Source organism: Bradyrhizobium sp. CCGUVB4N (assembly GCF_024199945.1).
In the GTDB taxonomy this organism is placed as follows: domain Bacteria; phylum Pseudomonadota; class Alphaproteobacteria; order Rhizobiales; family Xanthobacteraceae; genus Bradyrhizobium.
The window spans coordinates 8,616,007-8,636,804 of the sequence record NZ_JANADP010000001.1 but is presented as its reverse complement, the minus strand read 5'-3'; the positions used below and the strand labels follow the sequence as shown (position 1 = coordinate 8,636,804).

The 20,798-nt window shown below is 64.8% G+C and carries 16 protein-coding genes; 6 read left to right on the top strand and 10 right to left on the bottom strand.

Features of this window, described 5'->3' with window-relative positions; translation table 11 throughout:
* Position 1: 1 nt before the first annotated feature.
* Positions 2-1,105 carry a helix-turn-helix domain-containing protein gene (locus tag NLM31_RS40255; protein ID WP_254195822.1) on the bottom strand — a complete coding sequence of 368 codons (1,104 nt, stop codon included), beginning with the start codon at positions 1,103-1,105 and terminating at the stop codon, positions 2-4.
* A gap of 394 nt (positions 1,106-1,499) precedes the next feature.
* On the opposite strand from NLM31_RS40255, the gene NLM31_RS40250 reads away from it, so the two are divergent.
* Positions 1,500-4,970, top strand: coding sequence for an autotransporter domain-containing protein (locus tag NLM31_RS40250; RefSeq protein ID WP_254134688.1), 3,471 nt, complete (start codon positions 1,500-1,502; stop codon positions 4,968-4,970).
* A gap of 189 nt (positions 4,971-5,159) precedes the next feature.
* Here the strand turns inward: NLM31_RS40250 and NLM31_RS40245 are convergent, their stop codons facing one another.
* The 3 genes from NLM31_RS40245 to NLM31_RS40235 all read right to left on the bottom strand — a co-directional run bounded on the left by NLM31_RS40245 (position 5,160) and on the right by NLM31_RS40235 (position 8,816).
* Positions 5,160-7,061, bottom strand: coding sequence for a diguanylate cyclase domain-containing protein (locus NLM31_RS40245; protein ID WP_254134687.1), 1,902 nt, complete (start codon positions 7,059-7,061; stop codon positions 5,160-5,162).
* Between the two features lie 180 nt (positions 7,062-7,241).
* Positions 7,242-7,463, bottom strand: a complete 222-nt coding sequence (locus NLM31_RS40240; protein ID WP_254195821.1) for a dodecin — start codon at positions 7,461-7,463, stop codon at positions 7,242-7,244.
* A gap of 108 nt (positions 7,464-7,571) precedes the next feature.
* Positions 7,572-8,816, bottom strand: coding sequence for a glycosyltransferase family 87 protein (locus tag NLM31_RS40235; protein ID WP_254195820.1), 1,245 nt, complete (start codon positions 8,814-8,816; stop codon positions 7,572-7,574).
* A 280-nt stretch (positions 8,817-9,096) separates the two neighbouring features.
* Between NLM31_RS40235 and NLM31_RS40230 the strand changes: the two genes are divergently transcribed.
* Complete coding sequence (locus NLM31_RS40230) at positions 9,097-10,725, top strand: hypothetical protein (protein WP_254134684.1); 1,629 nt, start codon at positions 9,097-9,099, stop codon at positions 10,723-10,725.
* Between the two features lie 65 nt (positions 10,726-10,790).
* Here the strand turns inward: NLM31_RS40230 and NLM31_RS40225 are convergent, their stop codons facing one another.
* Positions 10,791-11,348: an HNH endonuclease gene (locus NLM31_RS40225; protein WP_008142962.1), complete on the bottom strand. Its 558-nt coding sequence runs from the start codon at positions 11,346-11,348 to the stop codon at positions 10,791-10,793.
* 162 nt (positions 11,349-11,510) lie between these two features.
* Here NLM31_RS40225 and NLM31_RS40220 point away from each other — a divergent pair, with 162 nt between their 5' ends.
* Positions 11,511-12,488, top strand: coding sequence for a tripartite tricarboxylate transporter substrate binding protein (locus NLM31_RS40220; RefSeq protein ID WP_254195819.1), 978 nt, complete (start codon positions 11,511-11,513; stop codon positions 12,486-12,488).
* Positions 12,489-12,493: 5 nt separating this feature from the next.
* Here the strand turns inward: NLM31_RS40220 and NLM31_RS40215 are convergent, their stop codons facing one another.
* From NLM31_RS40215 to NLM31_RS40200, 4 genes are all read right to left on the bottom strand, one after another.
* Positions 12,494-13,471 (bottom strand): peptidyl-alpha-hydroxyglycine alpha-amidating lyase family protein, encoded by a 978-nt coding sequence (locus NLM31_RS40215; protein ID WP_254195818.1) that lies wholly within the window; start codon positions 13,469-13,471, stop codon positions 12,494-12,496.
* 58 nt (positions 13,472-13,529) lie between these two features.
* Positions 13,530-15,305: an NAD(P)/FAD-dependent oxidoreductase gene (locus tag NLM31_RS40210; protein ID WP_254195817.1), complete on the bottom strand. Its 1,776-nt coding sequence runs from the start codon at positions 15,303-15,305 to the stop codon at positions 13,530-13,532.
* Positions 15,306-15,439: 134 nt separating this feature from the next.
* The gene (locus tag NLM31_RS40205) at positions 15,440-16,525 is read right to left on the bottom strand and encodes a DUF2855 family protein (RefSeq protein ID WP_254195816.1); all 1,086 of its coding nucleotides are present in this window, start codon (positions 16,523-16,525) and stop codon (positions 15,440-15,442) included.
* Positions 16,522-17,262: a DNA-3-methyladenine glycosylase gene (locus NLM31_RS40200; RefSeq protein ID WP_254196342.1), complete on the bottom strand. Its 741-nt coding sequence runs from the start codon at positions 17,260-17,262 to the stop codon at positions 16,522-16,524. The genes NLM31_RS40205 and NLM31_RS40200 overlap by 4 nt, the downstream gene beginning before the upstream one ends.
* A 102-nt stretch (positions 17,263-17,364) precedes the next feature.
* On the opposite strand from NLM31_RS40200, the gene gluQRS reads away from it, so the two are divergent.
* Together gluQRS and NLM31_RS40190 are read left to right on the top strand one after the other, a co-directional pair.
* The gene (gene gluQRS / locus NLM31_RS40195; protein ID WP_254195815.1) at positions 17,365-18,237 is read left to right on the top strand and encodes a tRNA glutamyl-Q(34) synthetase GluQRS; all 873 of its coding nucleotides are present in this window, start codon (positions 17,365-17,367) and stop codon (positions 18,235-18,237) included.
* A 103-nt stretch (positions 18,238-18,340) separates the two neighbouring features.
* Positions 18,341-19,618 carry an ATP-binding protein gene (locus NLM31_RS40190; protein WP_254134677.1) on the top strand — a complete coding sequence of 426 codons (1,278 nt, stop codon included), beginning with the start codon at positions 18,341-18,343 and terminating at the stop codon, positions 19,616-19,618.
* On the opposite strand, the gene NLM31_RS40185 is transcribed toward NLM31_RS40190, so the two are convergent.
* Positions 19,545-20,438: a YihY/virulence factor BrkB family protein gene (locus NLM31_RS40185; RefSeq protein WP_254134676.1), complete on the bottom strand. Its 894-nt coding sequence runs from the start codon at positions 20,436-20,438 to the stop codon at positions 19,545-19,547. The genes NLM31_RS40190 and NLM31_RS40185 overlap by 74 nt on opposite strands.
* Positions 20,439-20,602: 164 nt before the next feature.
* Here NLM31_RS40185 and NLM31_RS40180 point away from each other — a divergent pair, with 164 nt between their 5' ends.
* A complete protein-coding gene (locus tag NLM31_RS40180; RefSeq protein ID WP_254134675.1) occupies positions 20,603-20,797 on the top strand; it encodes a twin transmembrane helix small protein in 195 nt (64 codons plus the stop codon).
* Position 20,798: the final 1 nt, after the last annotated feature.

Below are 20,798 nucleotides of genomic sequence, written 5' to 3'. Positions count from 1 at the left end.
CTCACGGCCGCGATGTCCGACGCCGGGCCAGTTGGTGAAGCACCGTGTCGATGGCCGGAACGGCTCCGGTTTCGCGCAGCCATTGGTCCGCCTGCTCCCTGAGCTCGCCCGGCGTCAGTCCGAATTTTCGGCGGAACGCCCGTATGAACGTCGAGTCGCTGCTGAAACGCATCCCGATGGCGAGGTCGATCAGCCGCCCGTCCTGTGCGGACGGCGAGATCAGTTGCCGGAAGGCCAGATTGAGCCGCTGCTCCCTGATGTAATGTGCCAGCCCGCCATCGGCCTCGAACAGCCGGTAGAGGGTTGCCCGCGAGATCTGGAAATGGCGGCAAAGCTCCGCGGTGGAGAGTGCGTCGGTATCGAGACCATGCGCGATGTGGCGTTTGATCATCGCGAGATACAGATGCCGCTCGGCCCGTTCGACGCCGGCGACGATGTCGGCCGTACCGCCGGCGGCCGCGGCCATGAGATCGGCGATTGCCTCGACCGTGGTCTCGGCATTGCCGGCCTCGGGTTCGGGGGGCAGTTCAAGCGCCGCAAAATGGTTGGCGAGCAGGCGCGCATGCGGGTGATCTGACGGCAGCAAGATGGCCGTCGCGGAATCCGGATGTGCGAGCCGCGGCGCGAGCATGGCACGCTGCAGGATGATCGCAATCACATGGGTGCGGTCGGCGCCGCCGCGAAACACCGTTCGGTTCGGCTGCGCCATGTCGAGCAGGCAGATGTCGCCCGGCCCCAACGTCACCCCGCGCGGACCCGAGCTAAACCGCATCTCGCCTTTGACGCAGAGCGTAATCTGGAAATGGTCCATCGCGCCGCGGGCGACGTGTGCGGGCGTCCGGTCGTATTCCAGATCGGTCGAACGCGTATCGACCAGCAACGCATTGCGGGTCATCATCGTCAAGCTGGTGACATGGAAATCGTCATCCGCCGTGAGCGGAATCACGTCGCAGATGTCGGCCGTCATCGCGCGCAATTGTGCAAGCGCAAATGCCCCGCGCCCCGGGGTGTCCGCCAGCATGTTCTCGTTCAAGGCCGTGCCGTCCCCATCATCGCGCGATGAGGCAGAACCGCATGGGACCCGAATTTCGCGGATCGGCAGCACAGCAACATCATTTCATCATGTAAACACCCTGAATTCGGCGCGCAAGCAACGACAAGCACAGTCGCCGATCGGTGTCGGCGGACGCCACGTGGAATCAGCATCGCTGTGCCATCTATGCATCAGTGCATGCCGAAATCAGCGGCTGAGACACTGGGCACATCGCGGAAATCGCCGGTCTGCTACGAGCCGATGAAATCCCAACCTTGCCGCGCGGTCGCTTGCGGCCAGTTCGCGTCCGAGGCCCTTCATGACAACGAGATTCCGTCTCCCGCTTTGCCTATTGATTGGGCGGACGATCTCGCCGTATGCCGTTGGCCGGCCCGTGGCGCTTGTCGGCCTTGCAGTTTGGGCGATGGCGCTTGGCTTGCCCCAGGCGGGGCGTGCGGCGACGCTGATGGTGACTTCCACAGCCGACAGCGGCGCCGGCAGCTTGCGCGCCGCCATCATCAGCGCCGCGAGTGGCGACACGATCCAATTCCAGGTCGGTGGCACGATCACGCTCCAGAGCGAACTGCCGGTCATCACCAAGAACATCGCCATCGACGGCAACGGCAACAACCCGACCATCAGCGGCGCCGGCACCTATCGCCCGTTCTTCATCGGCGATGCTGGCACCACCGGCTCGACCTATTCGGTCACCTTGAAGAACCTGACCATCGCCAACGCAGTGGCGCAGGGCGGAGCCGGTTTAGGCTCCGGTGCTGGCGCCGGTCTCGGCGGCGCGGCGTTCGTCTCCAGCAACGGCGCGCTGACGCTGTCGAATGTCGCCGTCTCGAACACGCAGGCCAAGGGTGGCAGCGTTGTGGACAATATCGGAGAAATGAGCGGCGGCGGCGGCATGGGCGGCAAGTCCTACCCTCTTACTCCGACTGGCGGCGGCGGACTGTTCGTCGGCTCGGACGCTCCGGGCACGGGTAACGGCGGCGGACCCAATGGCGGTGTTGGTAACAATGTCGCCAATGGGCCGGCGACCGGCGGTGCCGGAGGTTTTGCCAGCGGCGGTGGCGGGGCCTCGTCGAACGGAGGACCCGTCGTCGGGGGCGCGGGCGGATTTGGCGGTGGCGGGGGCGGTGCCAATGCCGGCGGAGCAACAACGGGCGGCTCAGGCGGTTATGGTGGCGGCGGCGGCTCCGCTAACGGCACGTCGACTTCGGTCGGTGGTGTCGGCGGCTTCGGAGGAGGCGGTGGTAGCGGCATGACTGCGGCCGGCGTCGGCGGCTTCGGCGCCGGCAATGGCGTCAGCGGATACAACGCCGGCGGCGGCGGCCTCGGCGCCGGTGGGGCGATCTTCGTGCAGAGCGGCGGATCGGTCACCGTTCAGGGCGACCTGTCGCAGACGGCAGGCAGCGCCTCGGGCGGGGCAGGCTACAATGGCGGGACCAACGGTTCGGCCTTCGGCTCCGGCATCTTCTTCCAGGGCACGAGCGGCACCGCCAGCATTCTCGACTTCGGTTCCGGCACCCAGTCCATTGCCAATGGCATCGCCGATTACACCGGCTCCGGCGGCACTAATCCGGGCGGCGGTACGAATGTGGCCGACCAGGGCGGCAGCGTCGCGATCACCAAGAGCAATGGCGGCACGCTAACTCTGTCGAGTGCCAACACCTATAGCGGCGGCACTACCATCAACGAGGGCTCGACATTGGTTGTTGGCAACGCCCAGGCGCTCGGTACCGGCACCTTGACGCTCAATGGCGGCGCGACCGGTGTCACAGTTACTTTCAATGGCAGCTACACGATTGCCAACAACATCGCCGCGACTGGCGATCCCATCTACAACGTCATCACTGGCAGCACTGTCAACCTGACGGGCGTGCTCTCCGGCTCGGGCGACGTCGTCGTCAACGAGGCGGGCGGCTACGCCGGAACGCTGATCCTCTCCGGCGTCAACACCTATACTGGTCCAACCACCGTGGACGCCGGCACTCTGCAAGCCGGCTCGACCAGCGCTTTTGGCAATAACTCCTCGGTCACGGTCGCAAGCGGTGCGCTGCTCGATCTCGCCGGTTTCTCCAACGCGATCGGCTCGCTCGCCGGTGCCGGCACCGTCACCAACAGCGGCGGCGCGGCCACGCTGACGGCGGGCGGCGATACCACCTCAACGGTCTTTTCCGGAACGATCCAGGACGGCGCGGGATCGATTGCATTGACCAAGGCCGGCACCGGCCTCTTGCTGCTCTCCGGCAGCAATACTTACAGTGGCGCGACCATCGTCAGCGGCGGAACGTTGCAGGTCGACGGATCGATTGCATCATCCAGCCTGACCACCGTCCAATCGGGAGCGGCACTCAGCGGCAGCGGCACGGTCGGATCTGCCGTTATCGAGAACGGAGCCATCTTCGCACCGGGCAACGGCAACGCGGGGACGGCGATGACTGTGAGCGGCAATCTCGCCTTCCACTCCGGCGCGGTCTATCTGGTTCAGGTCACTCCTTCGGCGGCCTCGTTCGCGGCTGTCACCGGCACGGCGACGCTCGGCGGTGCGACCGTAGATGCCGTTTTCGCAAGCGGCAGTTACATCTCCAGGCGCTACACAATCCTGACCGCGAGTGGCGGGGTCAACGGCACGTTTGGCTCGCTGGTTACAGCCGGCCTGCCGGGCAACATCAGAAGCGTGGGTCTGAGCTATGATACCAACGACGTCTATCTCGATCTGGCCCTGAACTTTGCCATTCCGTCCGACCTCAACGGCAACCAGCAGCGCGTCGGCAACGCGCTGACGAATTTCTTCAACGCCAATGGCGGGATCGCCGCGGTCTACGGTACGCTGACGCCGGCCGGCCTGACGCAAGTTTCCGGCGAACCCGGAACCGGCTCACAGCAGACCAGCTTCAACGCCATGAGCCAGTTCGTGGGCTTGCTGACCGATCCGATTTCGCAACGGGATGGCGGACCGGGGGCGGCGAGCGGTGCGGCCGGTTTTGCCGAGGAGGATCGGGCCAGCGCCTATGCAGCACGCAGGCGCACCGATGCATTTGCCATGGTCACGAAGGCGCCGCCGCAGGCATTCGCACCGCGCTGGAGTGTATGGGCCGCGGGCTTTGGCGGCTCGCAATCCACGATGGGCAATGCGGCGACCGGTTCGAACGACTCGACCAGCCACGTGTTTGGGACCGCCGCCGGGGCCGATTACCGGTTCTCGGCAGATACGCTCGCCGGCTTTGCGCTGGCCGGCGGCGGGACCAATTTCAGCGTCGCAAACGGTCTCGGCTCGGGCCGCTCCGACCTGTTTCAGGTCGGCGCCTATCTGCGTCACACCAATGGTCCGGCCTACATCTCTGCTGCGCTCGCTTATGGCTGGCAGAACATCACCACCGATCGCACAGTGACCATCGCCGGCGCCGATCGCCTGCGGGCCGCGTTCGACGCCAACGCGTATTCCGGTCGCCTCGAAGGTGGCTATCGCTTCGTTGCGCCCTGGATCGGGGGCATCGGCCTCACGCCCTATGCTGCCGCGCAGTTCACGACGTTCGATCTGCCGGCCTATGCCGAGCAGGTCGTCTCCGGTTCGTCTGCCTTTGCGCTGAGCTATGCCGCGAGGAGCGTGACTGACACGCGCAGCGAGCTTGGCCTGCGCAGCGACAAATCCTTCGCAGTCCAGAACGGTGTTCTGACGCTGCGCGGCCGCGCCGCCTGGGCGCATGATTTCAATCCGGATCGTTCGATCGTCGCCACTTTCCAGGCGTTGCCGGGCGCAAGCTTGGTCGTCAACGGTGCCGCACAGGCACGCGACTCGGCGCTCACCTCCGCATCGCTCGAGATGAAATGGCTGAACGGCTGGTCGGCAGCGGCGACCTTCGAAGGCGAATTCTCGAACGTCACGCGCAGCTATGCGGGGAAGGGCAGCGTGCGCTACGCTTGGTGAGCGGTCAGTTTCCTCCCGCGCTCTGCATCGGCCAGGCACGACCTGACCCGACATCTCCAGCCGGTCGCCGCCGTGGCGCTGTAGAGCGAGCGGTCGGCGGCACCACCGCTTTGCAATCCGTCGCGGTCTGGGACTGAAGCTCCGTCGACAAGGGTGGCATGTGTTGCGCCTGAGGAGCAACCGATCCCGTCACGCGGTCTTCGCGGGCCAGGGGACAACCTGTCCCGACATCACCAGCCGGTCACGGCCGCTGTCCTTGGCGGCGTAGAGTGCGCGGTCGGCGGCAGCGACCAGCGTGCTTGAGTCCGTGGCCTGGGATGGCAGGCTCGTCGCGGCGCCGACGCTGACAGTCACCAGGCGGGAAGGTGGATTTTGCGCGTGCAGCATGGCGAGATCGCGCAGCGCCTGGCGAATCCCTTCGCCGACCTCGGCGCAGCCCTCCGGACCGGTGTTCGGCAACAGCACGGCGAACTCCTCGCCGCCGTAGCGCGCCGCGAGGTCGGCAGGACGCCTGGCGGTGGTGGATAGAATCCGGCCCAGCGCGCGCAGGCATCCGTCGCCTGCCAGATGTCCGTAATGGTCATTGAACTTCTTGAAATGGTCGACGTCGATCAGCAGGAGCGAGAGCTGCGTGCCGTCGCGCCGGCTACGCGCCCACTCCTCGGCGAGGCGTTCGTCGAATGCGCGCCGGTTGGCGAGGCCGGTGAGAGCGTCGGTGGTCGCAAGCGAGGCGAGCTTGTCCTGAAGGTCCTTCTGCTCAGTGATGTCGCGCATGACAGCGACGACGCCGTCGATCTCGCCACTGTCCGACCCCAGGGTCACGTGCAGCGCCGCTTCGGCCCAGATCTCGCCCTTGTCGCGGTGACGCTGGCGATAGACGAACCGCGCCTCCTCGGCTTCGCCGTTTTTCAGCGCGGCAATGACCTGCTCGACCCGTTCCATGTCATCGGGATGAATGCCGGACAGGGCCGATGTGTCCAGCAGTTCCTCGGCCGACCAGCCCGTGATGCGCACGCATGAGGGAGAAACGTAGAGCAGCCGGTTATCGAGTCCGATCCGGGTCACCATGTCGCTGGATTGCTCGGCCAGCAGGCGGAAATTGGCTTCCTTGGCGACCAGGACCTGCGCCATGCGCTGCCGTTGCAACAACTGACGGACCAGATAGAAGCCGATCACGGCGATCAGCAGCACAAGACCGAGGACGAAGATCATGCGCGCGGCCGCGGCGTGGCGCCACGGAGCCAGCACGTCGTCCTGCGATTTGCTCGCCAGCACCATCAGTGGATAGTGGCTGCTGCGTTGGTAATAGCTCAGCCGCTGCACGCCATCGAGCGGCGACGTGAAGTAATAGACTGCCGCGGCGGGACGGCTTTCCCAGTCTCTGAACAAGGGTGAATTGGACAGATCCCGTCCGACGAAAGTTTCGCTCTCGTCATGGGTCCGCGCCAGCATGATGCCGGTGTTGTTGAGCAGCGATGCGGAGCCATTCGGCCCGAAGTCGAATCGCTCGTAGAATTTTGCGAAATAGGCGACGTCGATCGTGAGCAGGGCGACGCCGGCAAAGCTACCGTCGGGATGGTCGATCCGGCGCGACGCCGTGATGATCCACTGGCCGCCGGCGCGGCTCCTGATGGGGCGCCCGATCAGCGTGCCCTTGTCCGGGGAGGCGCGATGCTGCTGGAAATATTCGCGATCGCTGTTGTTGAGCCCGGAGAAGTCGATGTGCTCGGTCGTGGCCAGCCAGCGGCCGGTTTCGTCATAGACGAAAATGCCGCGGATGCGGTCCGATGATTTGCGGGTCGGCAGATAGGTCTGGAGCTTCGAGATTGTGTCCGGGCCCAATCCGTCGAGCTCGAGCCGATGGACCAGCCCGACCAGGATCGTATCGGCGAGCTCGAACGTGTCGTCCGCGTGCTGGACCAGCGAATGCGCCAGATTGGCAACGTCGATCTCGGCGCTTCTGAGCTCCGCGTTGCGCGTTTCCCATTCGCGCCAGACGCTCAAGCCCAGGATCGTCACGCAGATCAGGGCAACGAACCCCGCCGCCCAGAGCGGAAGGTGCGTTTTGCCGAGTTCGCGGCTCGGGGCCATCGGGTCTGCTCCAATTCGGCGCAAACCTCTCACTTTGGTCTTAACGGCTTGTTGCAAGAACCGTGATGATTGCGCGGGGCCGTGGTCAATCGGCGGGGATAGTCGGCGTTTTAATCAACGCTCGTCGGTGGATGTTAACCACGTTGCCGCGGCGGGACGGTCTGCCTCGCGTTCATCGCATCACCCGTCGAGGGTAAACCCGACTCGCAGCGTCACCTGGTAGTGACGCACGGCGCCGTTCTCGATGTGGCCGCGCGTCTGCACCACCTCGAACCATTTCATCTCGCGCACGGTCTTGGACGCGCGGCTGATCGCGTTCTTGATTGCGTCCTCGATCGAGGTCTCGGACGATCCGACCAGTTCCAGGATCTTGTAGACATGATCCTTCTCGGCTGCGGGCATGGCGGGCCTCCCTAGCTTGCGCTGCACCACGATCTCCGCGTGGCGTTCATCTGAACGGGCAGCCTGCCCTTCCGGTTCCATGGTCCGCCATGGCCCCGCGGATGCGGGCTATTCGAGCGCGCCTGCCGGTGCGCCGAGTTCGGCAGCGGTAACCGGCGGCGCATCGCGCCACATTATCCGCAGCAGCATCGCCAGCAGGACCATCAGTGCGGCACCGGCGATCGCCGGCTTGAAGTGCTCGTCGAAGCTGGAGGCGAGGTTCGTCGATTGCAGCAAGCCGTAGGCGCCGGCCAGCATGATGAGCGCGTACATCATGCTGCGCTCGCGCGGGTTCGCCACTTTGGGGAGATATGGAAGGACCAGTGCCAGACCAATTCCGGCGATGGGCAGGTCGTAGTCATAGGCGTAGGGGCTGATCATCACGGAGACCAGCGCGGCGACGCCGAGTGTGAACGAAGGGGGCATCCGGCGAGCGATGCCAAGTGCGACGGCACCGAGCGCAAGGCCGGCTATGGCGACCTGGCCCCAGAACGCGCCACTTGCCGGGACGCCGAAATTGTACAGTGCGGCGTAGCTGGAGATCATGCGGAACAGGGGGTACGAGCCCTGCTCCAGAAAGCTCGCCGACTCCCTGATCGCACCGAGCCAGGCGAGCCAGATCTGCGGCCCGAAGGCCAGCGTGCACGCAAGCGAGCTCACGAGCACGAGCGCCGCTGCGACGGCGATCGTCGCCCACTGTCGCGTCGCGAGCAGATACAGGCTGATGGCGACGGCGAGATGCGGCTTGATGACCATGGCGCCGAGCGCGAGGCCCGCGAGCACCTGGCGCCTCTCGGCATGGACGCAGATGAGCCCGATCAGCGCACCCGTGAGCAATCCATTTTGCCCGCAGCCGATCGTGATCGCGATCGCCGGAAACAGGATGACGAGGACTTGGGCAAAGTATTCTCCGGCGAGCTTGCGCAGTGTCATCAAGTAAGCCGCGAGCGTCGTGCCGGTGAACAAGGCGTAGGCGGCCCAGGTCGGAAGGAAGGCGAGCGGGGCGAGCAGCAGGTCGAACTGGGGCGGGTACGTCCAGGGCATGAAGCCGCTCGCGCCGCCCGACAGGCTCGCCTGCATCTTCATGAACAATGAGAACTGGTAGGTCAGGTCGAGATCGCCGAGCCAGATCCGCTGTGCGACGAGATGAAACGCCGCGAAATCGGGCACCTGCTGGTCGTGCCAGAAACCCCACCGGACAAACCAGTAGATCTTGAGAACAAGGATTGCCGCCAGTGCCGCGACGACGACGCGCACATAGAGCGTACGCTTCGACGGCGACGATCGAACAGACTCCAGCGTTTCGGCAAGCATGGGGATGAAGCGACCTGGCCCGAATATGATGGTGGATCGAAGACCGCGACGTGCCACGGAACTTTGCGGCTGAGCTTGCCGGCTCTGGCTTAACGGACGGTAACGGACCGTTCACGGTTCCCCGGATTCGTGGCGAGCGGGGAACTAAGGCCCCCGGGCGCTCATCGTCGTTAACGAAATGCTGACGCAACGGGTCGGCTACGGCCCGGCGGAAATGCGGGATTAAACTCTTGATCGTATCGAATGCGATGGGCTCGGCGTGGCCCGCGGGGAGAGCTTTGTGACCATTGCCGTGAATCATTGCGATGGCCTGGAGCGGTCAGCTCGGCAATCGTCTGCGGCTTCCGGCGCGGGGCGGTGGACCCGTCCTTCGACCGTCGCCGTGCTGCTTTGGTCGGCGCTGTTTGCGGCGGAGCTCGCCGCGATGGTGGCGCTGTGCGACTTCAGGCTCATCTTCGCTCTGGACGACGCCTACATCCATCTCGCGGTTGCCGACCAAATCCTCTCCGGCGGATATGGCGTCAACGCCGGCGAATTTTCATCGCCAAGCTCCTCGATCATCTGGCCTTATATTCTCGCGCTGACCGAGGCCATCTATCTCGGCCCGTTCGGCCCGCTGCTGATCAACGCTGCCACCGCCTGTGCGACAGTGTTTGCGCTTCTGCGTGCGCTGGAGGCGAACGGGTTGTTCGACGACGCCAATGATCGCGCGTTCGGCTATCTGATCGCATTGCTCCTGATCTTTAACGTTAGCGCAATCGCGCTGCCGATGACCGGCATGGAGCACAGCGCTCACGTGTGGGCCTCCGTCGTGACCTTTCTCGGTCTCGCCGCGGCGGCGCGCGGATTCGCGCCGACGCCGCTCCACTTCATCGCGCTGGTGCTGCTTCCCCTGATCCGCTTCGAAGGTATTGCCCTTGCCTGTGCGGCCATTGTCGGCTTCGCGCTGCTCGGCCACCGGCGCTTTGCCGGCGGCGCCGCGCTCGTCGTCATCGTCAGCCTGTCCGGCTATTTTGCATTGATGGCCTCGCGCGGCCTGCCGCTGCTGCCGAGTTCGGTGCTGCTGAAGGGCTATCTCGCAAATCTCGATGGCGAATCCACGAGCAATCTGCCTGCCGTCGTCAAGAACATGCTGCGGAGCATCAGCAGCTCCTATGGCCTGCGGCTCATCATGCTCGGTCTTGCGCTTGCCGGTTGCGCCTCCTGGCTGCGTGCCGATCGCAAGGCGGTGATCGTCTGTCTGACCGTTCTCGCTGCCATCGCTGCTCATCTGGTGTTCGGCCAATATGGATGGTTCAACCGCTATGAGGTCTACATCATGGCGCTTGCTGTGGCCGCGTTGCTTTGGAGCGTCGCGCAGGTCTGGCCGCGTCCGCCTGCGTTGCAATGGTCGCTCACGAAGATCGTGCTGGTGCTTGGGCTTGGCATTGCAGCGATGCCCTACGTGACGACGGCGCTGGTCACGCCGATCGCGGCCAGCGATATCTACGAGCAGCAACACCAGCTGGCTCGCTTCGCCAAATCGTTCTACCGGCATCCGGTCGCGGTCAACGATCTTGGCATGGTCGCCTACCGCAATCCCAACTACACGCTGGATCTCTGGGGCCTTGGCTCGGAACAGGTGCGGAAGGCCAGGACCGCGGGGCAGTATGGACCTGCGGAAATGGCAGCTCTCGCGAGCGATCACGGCGTCGGCCTGGTGATGATCTACGACGCCTGGTTTCCGAAAGGTGTGCCATCGACCTGGACAAAGGTGGCCGTGTTGCGAACCACGACCGTGATCCTGTCGCAACGAGACGTTGCCTTCTACCGTACGCCGTTGGCAGACGCGGCAGAGGTGACTTCAGCGCTCGAGGCATTCAAGGCGACTATTCCGCCGCGGGACAGGCTCGACATCATCGCGCCGTAACTCCGCATCGCGCATCAAGCGCAAGACCAACGCCACGCAACGCGATCGGTGCGTGAGGCCGTCCGCTACGGATCCAGCTCCGTATCCCAGTAGAGATAGTCCAGCCAGCTGTCGTGCAGATAGTTCGGCGGGAACAGCCGGCCGTTGCGGTGGAGCTGGTGCACGGTCGGGGCGAACGCACTCTGGCGCGGAAACATTTTTGCCTGCGCGGGCGTGAGATTGCCTTTGCGCAAATTACACGGCGAGCACGCCGCCACCACGTTCTCCCAGGTGGTCTGGCCGCCTTTGCTGCGCGGGATGATGTGATCGAAGGTGAGGTCTTCCGGCGAGCCGCAATATTGGCAGGCGAAACGATCGCGCAGGAAGACGTTGAACCGGGTGAAGGCGGGGTGGGTGGTCGGCTTGACGAAGGATTTGAGCGAGACCACGCTCGGTAGCTGCATTTGCAGCGTGGGACTGTGAACCGCCTGATCGTAATGCGCTACGATGTTGACGCGATCGAGAAACACCGCCTTGATCGCGTCCTGCCACGACCACAGAGACAGTGGGTAGTAACTCAGCGGCCGAAAGTCCGCGTTGAGGACCAGCACCGGCCAACTGCCCTGCGAGACATGTGCGTTCAAGTAACGCTCCCGGCCTCCAATATACGCTGCGAAGCAGCATGTATTGACATACTACATGCAGCGTGACGGGATTGTGAAGCCCGTTGAGCGACTTATTCAGGTGCAAGCAATACGGCGGCGGGGTGGCAAACGCTCAAAAACGCCGCGATTTGGGGAGGGGCGATGCGAGGCTGGTTCGCCACGCTGCTCGCGGCCGTGCTCGGCACGGCGCCGATTGGCTCCGCCGCGGCTGAGGATTATCCGACGCGCCCCATCACCATGATCGTGCCGTTCCCGGCCGGTGGGGCGACCGACACGTTGGCGCGGTTCCTCGGCGAGCGCTTGAACATCGTGCTGAAACAGCCGGTCGTGATCGAGAATGTCGGCGGTGCGGCCGGCTCGCTCGGTGTCGGTCGTGCGGTGCGCGCCAGCCCCGACGGCTACACGCTGTCGATCGGAACCTCGACCACGCACATGCTGACCGGCGGGCTCTACGCGCTGCCGTTCGATCTGCTGCGCGACCTCGATCCGGTGATCCTGATCGGCAGCGAGCCGCTGCTGATCGTCGGGCGCAAGGATCTGCCGGCGGATGATCTCAGACAATTGATCGCGTGGCTGAAGGCCAATCCGGACAAGGCGTCGGTCGGCATCGCCGGCGTCGGCGCCACCGGTCATCTCGCCGGCATTGCGTTCCAGAAGGAGACCGGCACGAAATTCCAATTCGTGCCCTACCGCGGCAACGGACCCGCGATGCAGGACCTCGTCGCCGGCCAGATCGACGCGATGATCGAGCCGGCCTCGAACTTCAAGGCGCTGGTCGGCGCCGGCAGCATCAAGACCTTCGCGGTCACCAGCAAGGCGCGCTCTCCATCCTGGCCGAACATTCCAACCGCGGATGAAGCAGGTCTGTCAGGCTACTCCGCTTCGCTGTGGTACGGTTTGTGGGTGCCGAAGGGCACGTCGAAGGACATCACCGCAAGGCTCAATGCCGCCATGGTGCAGATGCTGGCGAGCCCGCAGCTGAAGCAGCGCTTTGCCGAACTCGGCATCCAGGTCTCGCCGCTCGTGCAGCAGTCGCCGGACGCGCTGCGCGCCTACCAGAAGGAGGAGGCGGACCGCTGGTGGCCGATCATCAAGGCGTCGGGGATCAAGGTGGAGTAGGGGGACTACTCCCGCACCCGTTCCAGCTTCTGCAGGCAACGCGTCGCGCGCACGACGGCCGGCATCTCCTCGTCCGGAAAGCTCGTCTTCCAGTCGGTGACGCCGACTTCGCCGACATAGATGTCACCCTTCGAATCCAGCGCGATGCCATGGGGTGCCAGAAACTTGCCGCTGGCGACACCCGGGCCGCCCTCGCCGCCGAGCCGCGCGATGCGCTTTCCAGTGGCGTCCACGATCGACAGGCGCGGACCAAGATTGGGCACCTTGCGGTTGACGGCCAGGCCGGGGCCGAGCTCGCCGATGACGAAGGTCGGGTTCTTGCCCCCGCCGCAACAGCACAGCGCGCAAGGGCGGTGCAGATTATTCCACTGCGTCTCGTATTTGCCCTCGCCGTTGAACACCTGCACGCGATGATTCTCGCGATCGGCGACGTAGACCCAGCCATCGGCGTCGGTGGCGATGTTGTGCACGATGTTGAACTGGCCGGGATCGGTGCCGGGTTCGCCCCAGCTTTTGATGAGCTTGCCGTCGGGCGTGTATTTGTGCACGCGCGCATTGCCATAGCCGTCGGAGACGTAGATCTCGCCCTTCGGCGACAACGCCGTGTGGGTGCAGCGGTGGAACGGCTCACCGCTCATGAAGGGGGTCGGCTTCGCCGGGATGCCGATCGTCAGCAGCACCTTGCCGTCGGTCGTGCATTTGCGCACGGTGTGGTCGCCGTCATCGGTGCAGTAGAGATTATCGTCGGCGTCGATGTGCAGGCCGTGGGCACGGGAGAACAGGCCCTCGCCAAAACTGCGCAGGAAATTGCCCTCGCGGTCCAGCACGACCATCGGATGCTCACCGCGGTTGAAGACGTAGACCCGGTCCTTGCTGTCGATCGCCACGGACGCGACGTCGGTCAGCTGCCAGCCGTCCGGAAGCTTTGCGAAATTTTCGACGACACGATAGCGGTGCTCGCCGGCACCGAGAATGGCTGGCATTGGTATTCTCCTTCATTCGCTGCCGTGGGGCTACACTGTCTCCGCGTCGATGCGAGGCTCAAGCGGCGTCCACCCCGCGTGGCAAGATCCCTTCCTCGATCGCCTTGATCTGCAGTGCGAGGAATTTCGAGTTGATCCGGCATTGCGCGAGACTGCCGGCGATGAACCACAGGCCGGGCTGCCCGGTGCGCGCATACATGTTGCGCAGCTCAAAGCCGTCGCCAAAGCCCCAGACCGGGCCGACGCGGTCGGCGACGGCGTCGCCGAACAGCTTTCGCACGAGGTATTCCTGCGGCTTGTAGCCGGTCGAGAGCACGATGAGATCGGCGGTGATGGCCGTGCCATCCTTCATCTGCGCGCCATCGGCCGTGAAGCTGTCGATGTCCTCGAATTGCGTCAGCTTGATCGCGCCGTCGACGATGAGGTTGGAGCAGCCGACGTTGAAATAATAGCCGCCGCCACGGGTCAGGTACTTGAACTGCCAGCCAGTGCCGGCCTCGCCGAAGTCGAGCTTGAAGCCGACCCGGCGGAGGCCGTCGAGCAGCTCCTTGTCGAGATCCTTCGACTGCTCCGTCAGCATCACATGGGTCTTCTTCGCAAGCGGCGTCGGCATCGAGGTCGCGATCAGATCGTTATCCTCGAGCGTGCCCTCATTGTAGGTCGCGTAAGCGAGCTGCGCCGACGGCTCGATGTTGGTGACCAGCGTCGGCGAACGCTGCACCAGCGTCACCGCGGCGCCGCTGGAATAGAGGTCCTGCGCGATGTCGTGACCGCTGTTGCCGGTGCCGATGACGATGGCGCGTTGGCCTTGCCAGTTCTCGCCGTCCTCATAGCGGCTGGAATGCAGCAGCGTGCCCTTGAAACGATCGAGGGTTGGAATATCAGGCACGTTGGCGATGCCGCTGACGCCGGTCCCCATCACCACATGACGCGGATGCATGGTGCGCTTGCTGCCGTCGGCGCGGCGCAACGTCACCGTCCAGCGGCCTGCGGCTTCGTCGTAGGCGCCGCCTTCGAACTCGGTGCCGGTCCAGAAGTTCAGCTCCATGGCATCGACGTATGCCTCGAACCAGTTCGCGAGCTTGTCCTTGGGGATATAGGTCGGCCAGCTCGGCGGGAACGGCATGTAGGGCATGTGATTGACCTGCACCTGGTTGTGCAGGGTGAGCGCGTGATAGCGTTTGCGCCAATTATCGCCGATGCGTGTTTCGCGATCGACGATCAGCGTATCGATCTGCAACTGCTTCAGCCGTGCGGCAATCGCCAAGCCAGCCTGACCGCCGCCGACCACCAGCACGGTGGGATCTCGGTCGGAATAGTCGCGCGAGGCGTTGCGCAGGTCGAGCCAGTTCGGCCCTCGGAAGTCGCGCGAATAGGCTTGTCCCCGCGGACGCGAGGTGCCGAGCTGCTCCTCAAAGCCCTTGAGCTCCTCGAGCGCGGTCAGCAGCGTCCACGCTTTCAGACGATCGCCGTCGGCGGTGTCGGGCACGAGCCGCACGATGCCGCTGCCGCGGCCGAGCGCGGTTTCGAAACGAAAGATCGCCTCGATATTGTTGGTGCCGGCCCGTGTCACCCAGCGTGGCGCCGCGCGGTTCGGGGCAATTTTGAAATGGTTTGGTGTCGCCTTCGGCGAGAGCGCAGTAAGCGCCTGCGCGACGGCATCGCGGCCTGCAAGCGTCTGCAGGTTCCAGCTCAGCGCCAGCACATCGCGCCAAAAACCGTCGGCGAGAAAAAGTCCGTTGAGTGCCGCGCCATCAGATTTGCCAAGCGCGCGCTCGAATTCATCGAGCCAGGCTTGCGCGGAGACGGCGATATCTTTCGTGCGATCCAGCATGCGCGACCTCGTGGCCGTCTTCGCGGCGTTTCCTCGAGCATGATCCGGAAACGTGTGCGGCGATTTTCCGAAGCGATCATGCTCCAACTTCTGAGGTCAAACGCTATACTGGATCAGGCTACGTCAAAAGTGCTTTACCCGAGCAGCGAGAGCATGTGGCCCTGCTCAGGGGGAATGCGCCCCTTCAGCGTGTCGAGATAGACTTGCCGTACCGCCTCGGGCCCGCGGCTTTCGACGACGCTCAGACATCGCTCCAGCATCGGTGCGAAACCGGACCATGCTGCGCCAAAGCGCTGCTCGATGCCGCCGGGACCCCAATCCTTCGCCCGCTTGCGGATGTGGTCGGGTGCGAAGAACCAGCGCGGCTTCGCGCCGGGCAGCGCGGCTTCGTCGGCATCGGTGGCGCGATGCGTCAAACCGACGCGCACGGAGCATTTCATCTGGTCGCGGAAATGTCGGTGCAACTCGGTTCGTAGCGCGCTGCTGCCGGCCATGTCGACGAAGGCGACGGGTACATCGGGCGCCAGTGCACTGACGCGATCATAGGTGACGACCTCGTCATAGCAAGGAAGCGAGCCGACGAAGGCGGCGTTGCCGGCCGAAGTCAGCCCGATCACCTTGCGGCCGCGGCTGTGCAGGAGATGCGCAAGCCCGAACGCGGTCTTGCTGGAGGCACTGGAGAGCAGCACGCTGCTCGCGCCAAAGTCGTCGTTCTCGGCGAGGAAGTCGTCGACAAGGAACGACAGCATGAACAGCGGCCGCAGCAGCGCCTGAAGATCGCCCAAATGTCCAGCAAAGGCGGGGTCGTTGGTGACGCGGGAATAGAGATTGTAGACGGGCGAGACCTGCTTGCGATGCTCGGCGCCATCACGAAGAGCGCGCTTGCTGACGTCGGCGGCCTCGATGACGAGATGGGTCGCCATCGGGAAATAGCCGAACAGCCGCTCGCCGACCGCGACGCCGGGATGTTTCGAGGCGATCACCTCGCCAAAGCCCCACACCGGGATGTTGCCGAAGCCTTGCGGCGCCGGAAAGATCTGCCAGTATTTCAGCTCGTCGCCCATCACGGCATAGGTGATGTTGTTGGCGGTGAAGGCGAAGCGCTCGACTTTCACCAAAAGCGCATCGGCCGGGAGCGTGGTTGCATCCGGAATGGCGGTCTCGATCAGCTTGCATTGTCCGAGATCGTTGCGCGCAACGATGAAGTCGGTTGATGTCATGGCGAGGGTCCCGGCTTTTTCCGTGCCGGGATCTTCTCTTTCACCCGCGGGCGCTTTGCAACAGCAACATTGTTTGAAACGGCGTTTGCTTCGCCGGCGATGACGCCTTCGCGCTTCTTCACCGCGCGATAATAGCTCCACCACAGATGCGCGGCAGCACCACGCAACGGACGCCAGGGCTCGGCGATCGGTGCCATCTGCTTTTCCGTCGGCCGTGCCGAAAGGCCGAGGCCAATCTTGATGCCCTCTTGCACGGCGATATCGCCGGCCGGCCAGGCATCGCCGTGACCGAGGCAGAACAGCAGATAAACATCGGCTGTCCACGGCCCGATGCCCGGCAGCGCAATCAGCGTGTGGTGCGCAGCCTCGGCATCCTCCTCCGCGAGCACGTCGAGGTTCAGCCGCTGCGCGGTCAGCTCACGCGCGAGATGTTTCAGCGTCTTGATCTTGGCGGCCGACAGGCCGAGCCGTCCCAGCCGGTCGGTGCGGGCGCGGCGCACCGCCTCGTGGTCGAATGGATCGAAGGCCGCTGACAACCGCCCCCAGATCGCAGCCGCGCTCGCGGTCGAAAGCTGCTGTCCGCAGACGATATGGGCAAGCCCGGCAAACCCCGGCTCACGCCGCCGCAATGCCGGCATGCCCGCGACCGCGAGCACGGGTTTGAGCCGCGGGTCGCGCTTCACCAGCGCGTGGACGGCCTCTTCGAGATCGGACTGGGTTTCGAGGTGGATTGTCATGATGGCTCTACTTGTCATGCACAGGCTTGACCTACGCATCCATCTCCTATCGTAACAGAGTCTTGGTCATACAGAGTCTTGGCCATGACGAGATCTTGCCATATGCCGCCACCCGTTTTCCGATTTGCCCCCAGCCCGAACGGCTATCTGCATCTTGGCCACGCCTACTCGGCGCTGCTCAATTTCGATCGCGCGCGCGAAACCGGCGGGCGGCTGTTGTTGCGGATCGAGGACATCGACGCGACGCGCTGCCGGCCGGAGTTCGAGACGGCGATTGATGAAGACCTCGCCTGGCTGGGGATCGGCTGGGAGACGCCGGTGCGGCGCCAGTCGGAGCATCTCGCCGAATATCACGGCGCCCTGGACAAGCTCGCCGCGCTCGGCCTCGTCTATCCCGCCTTCGAAAGCCGTGCCGAGATCGCAAAGCTTGTGGCTGCGCGCGAGGCCGGTGGACCATGGCCGCGCGATCCCGACGGCGCGCCGCTCTATCCCGGCGAGGCGAAAGTGTTGGCGGCCGGCGAGCGGTCGCGTCTGATCGATACCGGCGCGCCTTATGCGTTGCGGCTCGACATGGCCGCCGCCTGCCGGCGCGTCACCGGCCTGAGCTGGAACGAGTTGGGCGAGGGCCCTGATGGCGAGCGCGGCACGGTCACCGCGCGGCCCGAGGCGTGGGGCGACGTGATTCTGGCCCGCAAGGAGACCCCAACCAGCTACCATCTGTCGGTGGTGGTCGACGACGCGCTTCAGGGCGTGACCGAGATCGTGCGCGGCCAGGATCTGTTTCACGCCACCTCCGTCCACCGCCTGCTCCAGGCCTTGCTCGGCCTGCCGGAGCCCGCCTATCGCCACCACTCCCTGATTCGCGCCGCCGACGGGCGGAAGCTGTCGAAATCGGACCGCTCGACCGGCCTGCGGGAGTTGCGCGCGGCAGGTCACTCGCCTGCCGATATCCGCAGGTCCGTGGGATTAGGCTAAGTTTCTCTGGGGGTTAGCAAAACGCCGCCGTGACTCCGGGGGTTCCGCCGTGCGATGCTGAGCCGATAGCCCGGGGTTCGAAGGGATACTTCGAAGGGGATTTATGGCGGCGAAAACGCGCTCAGCGCGCACCACGCGAAAGTCCAGGCAACCGCCTCGGAAGCGGTCCGGGGCAGCCGGGAGGTTGCGCAAGCGCGGCACCAAGGCCGTGGCCCCTGACGTGATCCAGGCGGCGCTTGCAGCCTTTGCCCACGAGGTCCGCACCCCCCTGACCGGCATTCTCGCGATCAGCGATCTGCTGTCGACCTCCGATCTCGGCGAGCGGGAGCGGCGCTGGGCCGACACCATCAAGGCCGGTGCCGAGCATCTGGCGAACCTTGCCACGCTGTTCGTCGATGCCGCCAAGACCGGCAAGGGCGCGGGCGGCAGCACGCTGCGGCAGGATCTGTTCGATCTGCGGGCGCTCGCCCGCAGCACCGGCGATTCGCTGGCCGGCCGCGCCGCCGCCAAGGGGCTCCAGGCCGAGGTCGAGATCTCCGACAAGCTGGCGGGCCTCGTGGTCGGCGATCCCGTCCGCCTGCGCGCCGCGCTCGAGAACCTGATCGACAATGCCGTGAAATTCACCGACCAGGGCGGTGTAGCGATGTCGGCGGCGCCCTGGCGTCCCGCCAAGGACAAAGCAAGCGGCAAGGCCAAGGATAAGGACAAGCGCCGGGTCGGCGTCGCCTTCTCGGTGTCCGACAGCGGCATCGGCCTGACCATGGCCGAGATCAAGCGGCTGTTCCGCCCGTTCAGCCAGGCCAATGTCACCATCGCCTCGCGCTTCGGCGGCGCCGGGCTCGGTCTGTCTTCGGTGAAGCAACTGGCGCGCGCGATGGGCGGCGACATCGTGGTTGCGCCGCGGCGCGGCGGTGGCGCCACCTTCACGCTGACCGTCTCTCTCGATGCGGCGGGGCCGGCGAAATCCCGCAAGCCGGGCCGCGGCGAGGCGGATGCGCTGGCGGCGCTGCGCGTGCTGAGCGTCGAAGACAATCCATTTGGCCGTGTCGTGCTCAACACCATTCTGACCGAGCTCGGCCATCATGCCGAGTTCATCGGGCGCGGCGAAGATGCCGTGAATCGGCTCGCGCAAGGCGGCTTCGATGCGGTGCTGATGGACATGGTGTTGCCGGGCATCGACGGCGTCGAGGCGATCCGGCGGATCCGCACAATGCAGGCGCCGCTGGCTCGGATCCCGATCATCGGCGTGTCCGGCCGCGGCGAGGACGAGGCGGCGTCGCGCGAGGCCGGCGCCGACGCCTTCCTGGTCAAGCCTGTGTCCCCGCGGGCCTTAGCGACTGCGCTGCTTGAAGCGAAACGCCGTGAGGAAGTCGCGACTTGATGATCGCGGCGTTGAGCTCGCCGCCGAACACGAAGATCGCGGCGATGAAATACAGAAACACCAGCGCGATGATTACCGAGGCCAGCCCCGCATACATCGTCACGTAATTGTTGGCGAAGCGCGCCAGGTATTGTCCGAACACGATGCCCGAGATCAGCGAGGCCACGATGGTGAAAACGATGCCGGGCAGGATCTGGAAAAAGCTGCGCCGTCCTGCCGGCAGCCAGGCGTGCAGGATAAGCAGCGCCACCACCAGCGCGCCGATGGTGATGCCGTAGCGCAGCCAGGTGAGGATGCTCTCGTTGGATTCAACGAACAGCGGAATATGGCGCCGCGCCGCCTCGATGAAGAGCGGGCCGAGCACGATCAGGAACGCCATGGCGAGCGCAGTGAAGGCTGCGACCAGCGTGTAGCCGATCGATTCCAGCCGCAGCCAGTACCAGCGCCGCATCTCCACCACCGCATAGGCGCGGTTCAGCGCCACCCGCAGCGCCTCGACGCCGTTGGACGCGAAATAGACCGACAGCACCGCGCCGATCGTCAGCACGCCGGTGCGGGTGGTGGTCAGCACGTCGTGAATCTCGCCGGACAGTGAATCCGCCACCTGCTTCGGCCAGACCTCGAGCATCAGCCCGGCCGCCTGGTCGGCGAGCTCCTTGGAGCCGAAGAAGCCGGCCAGCGAGGTCAGCACGATCAGGAACGGGAACAGCGCCATCAGCGTCGACAGCGCAATGTGGCTCGAGATCGCCCAGCCGTCGTCGGCCAGGAACGTGTAGAAGGCGTCCTCAACGACGATATAGACGGTGCGGATGACCTTCACAGCCTGCCCCGTAATGCTCCCTCTCCCCACAAGGCTGGAGAGGCGAAGACGGCAGGCCATGCGCGCAAATCGGAAATCATCCAGCCAGCTTCTGATATTATTGGCCTAAAAGCCAGATTGGGAACGCCATGGCGGAGCGCCGCACACGGTGTTATCACCCCCAAATGGCATCTCTCCTGAGTACTTTCATCCTGCCGGTGGCAGCCGGCGCCGTGGCGATCGTGCTGCTGCTCGGTCTCGTCAACATGATGCGCGGCGGCTCGCCCAACACCTCGCAGAAGCTGATGCGCCTGCGTGTTCTCCTGCAGTTCGTCGCGATCGTCATCGCGATGATCGCGGTCTGGGCGATGGGGCGCTAAC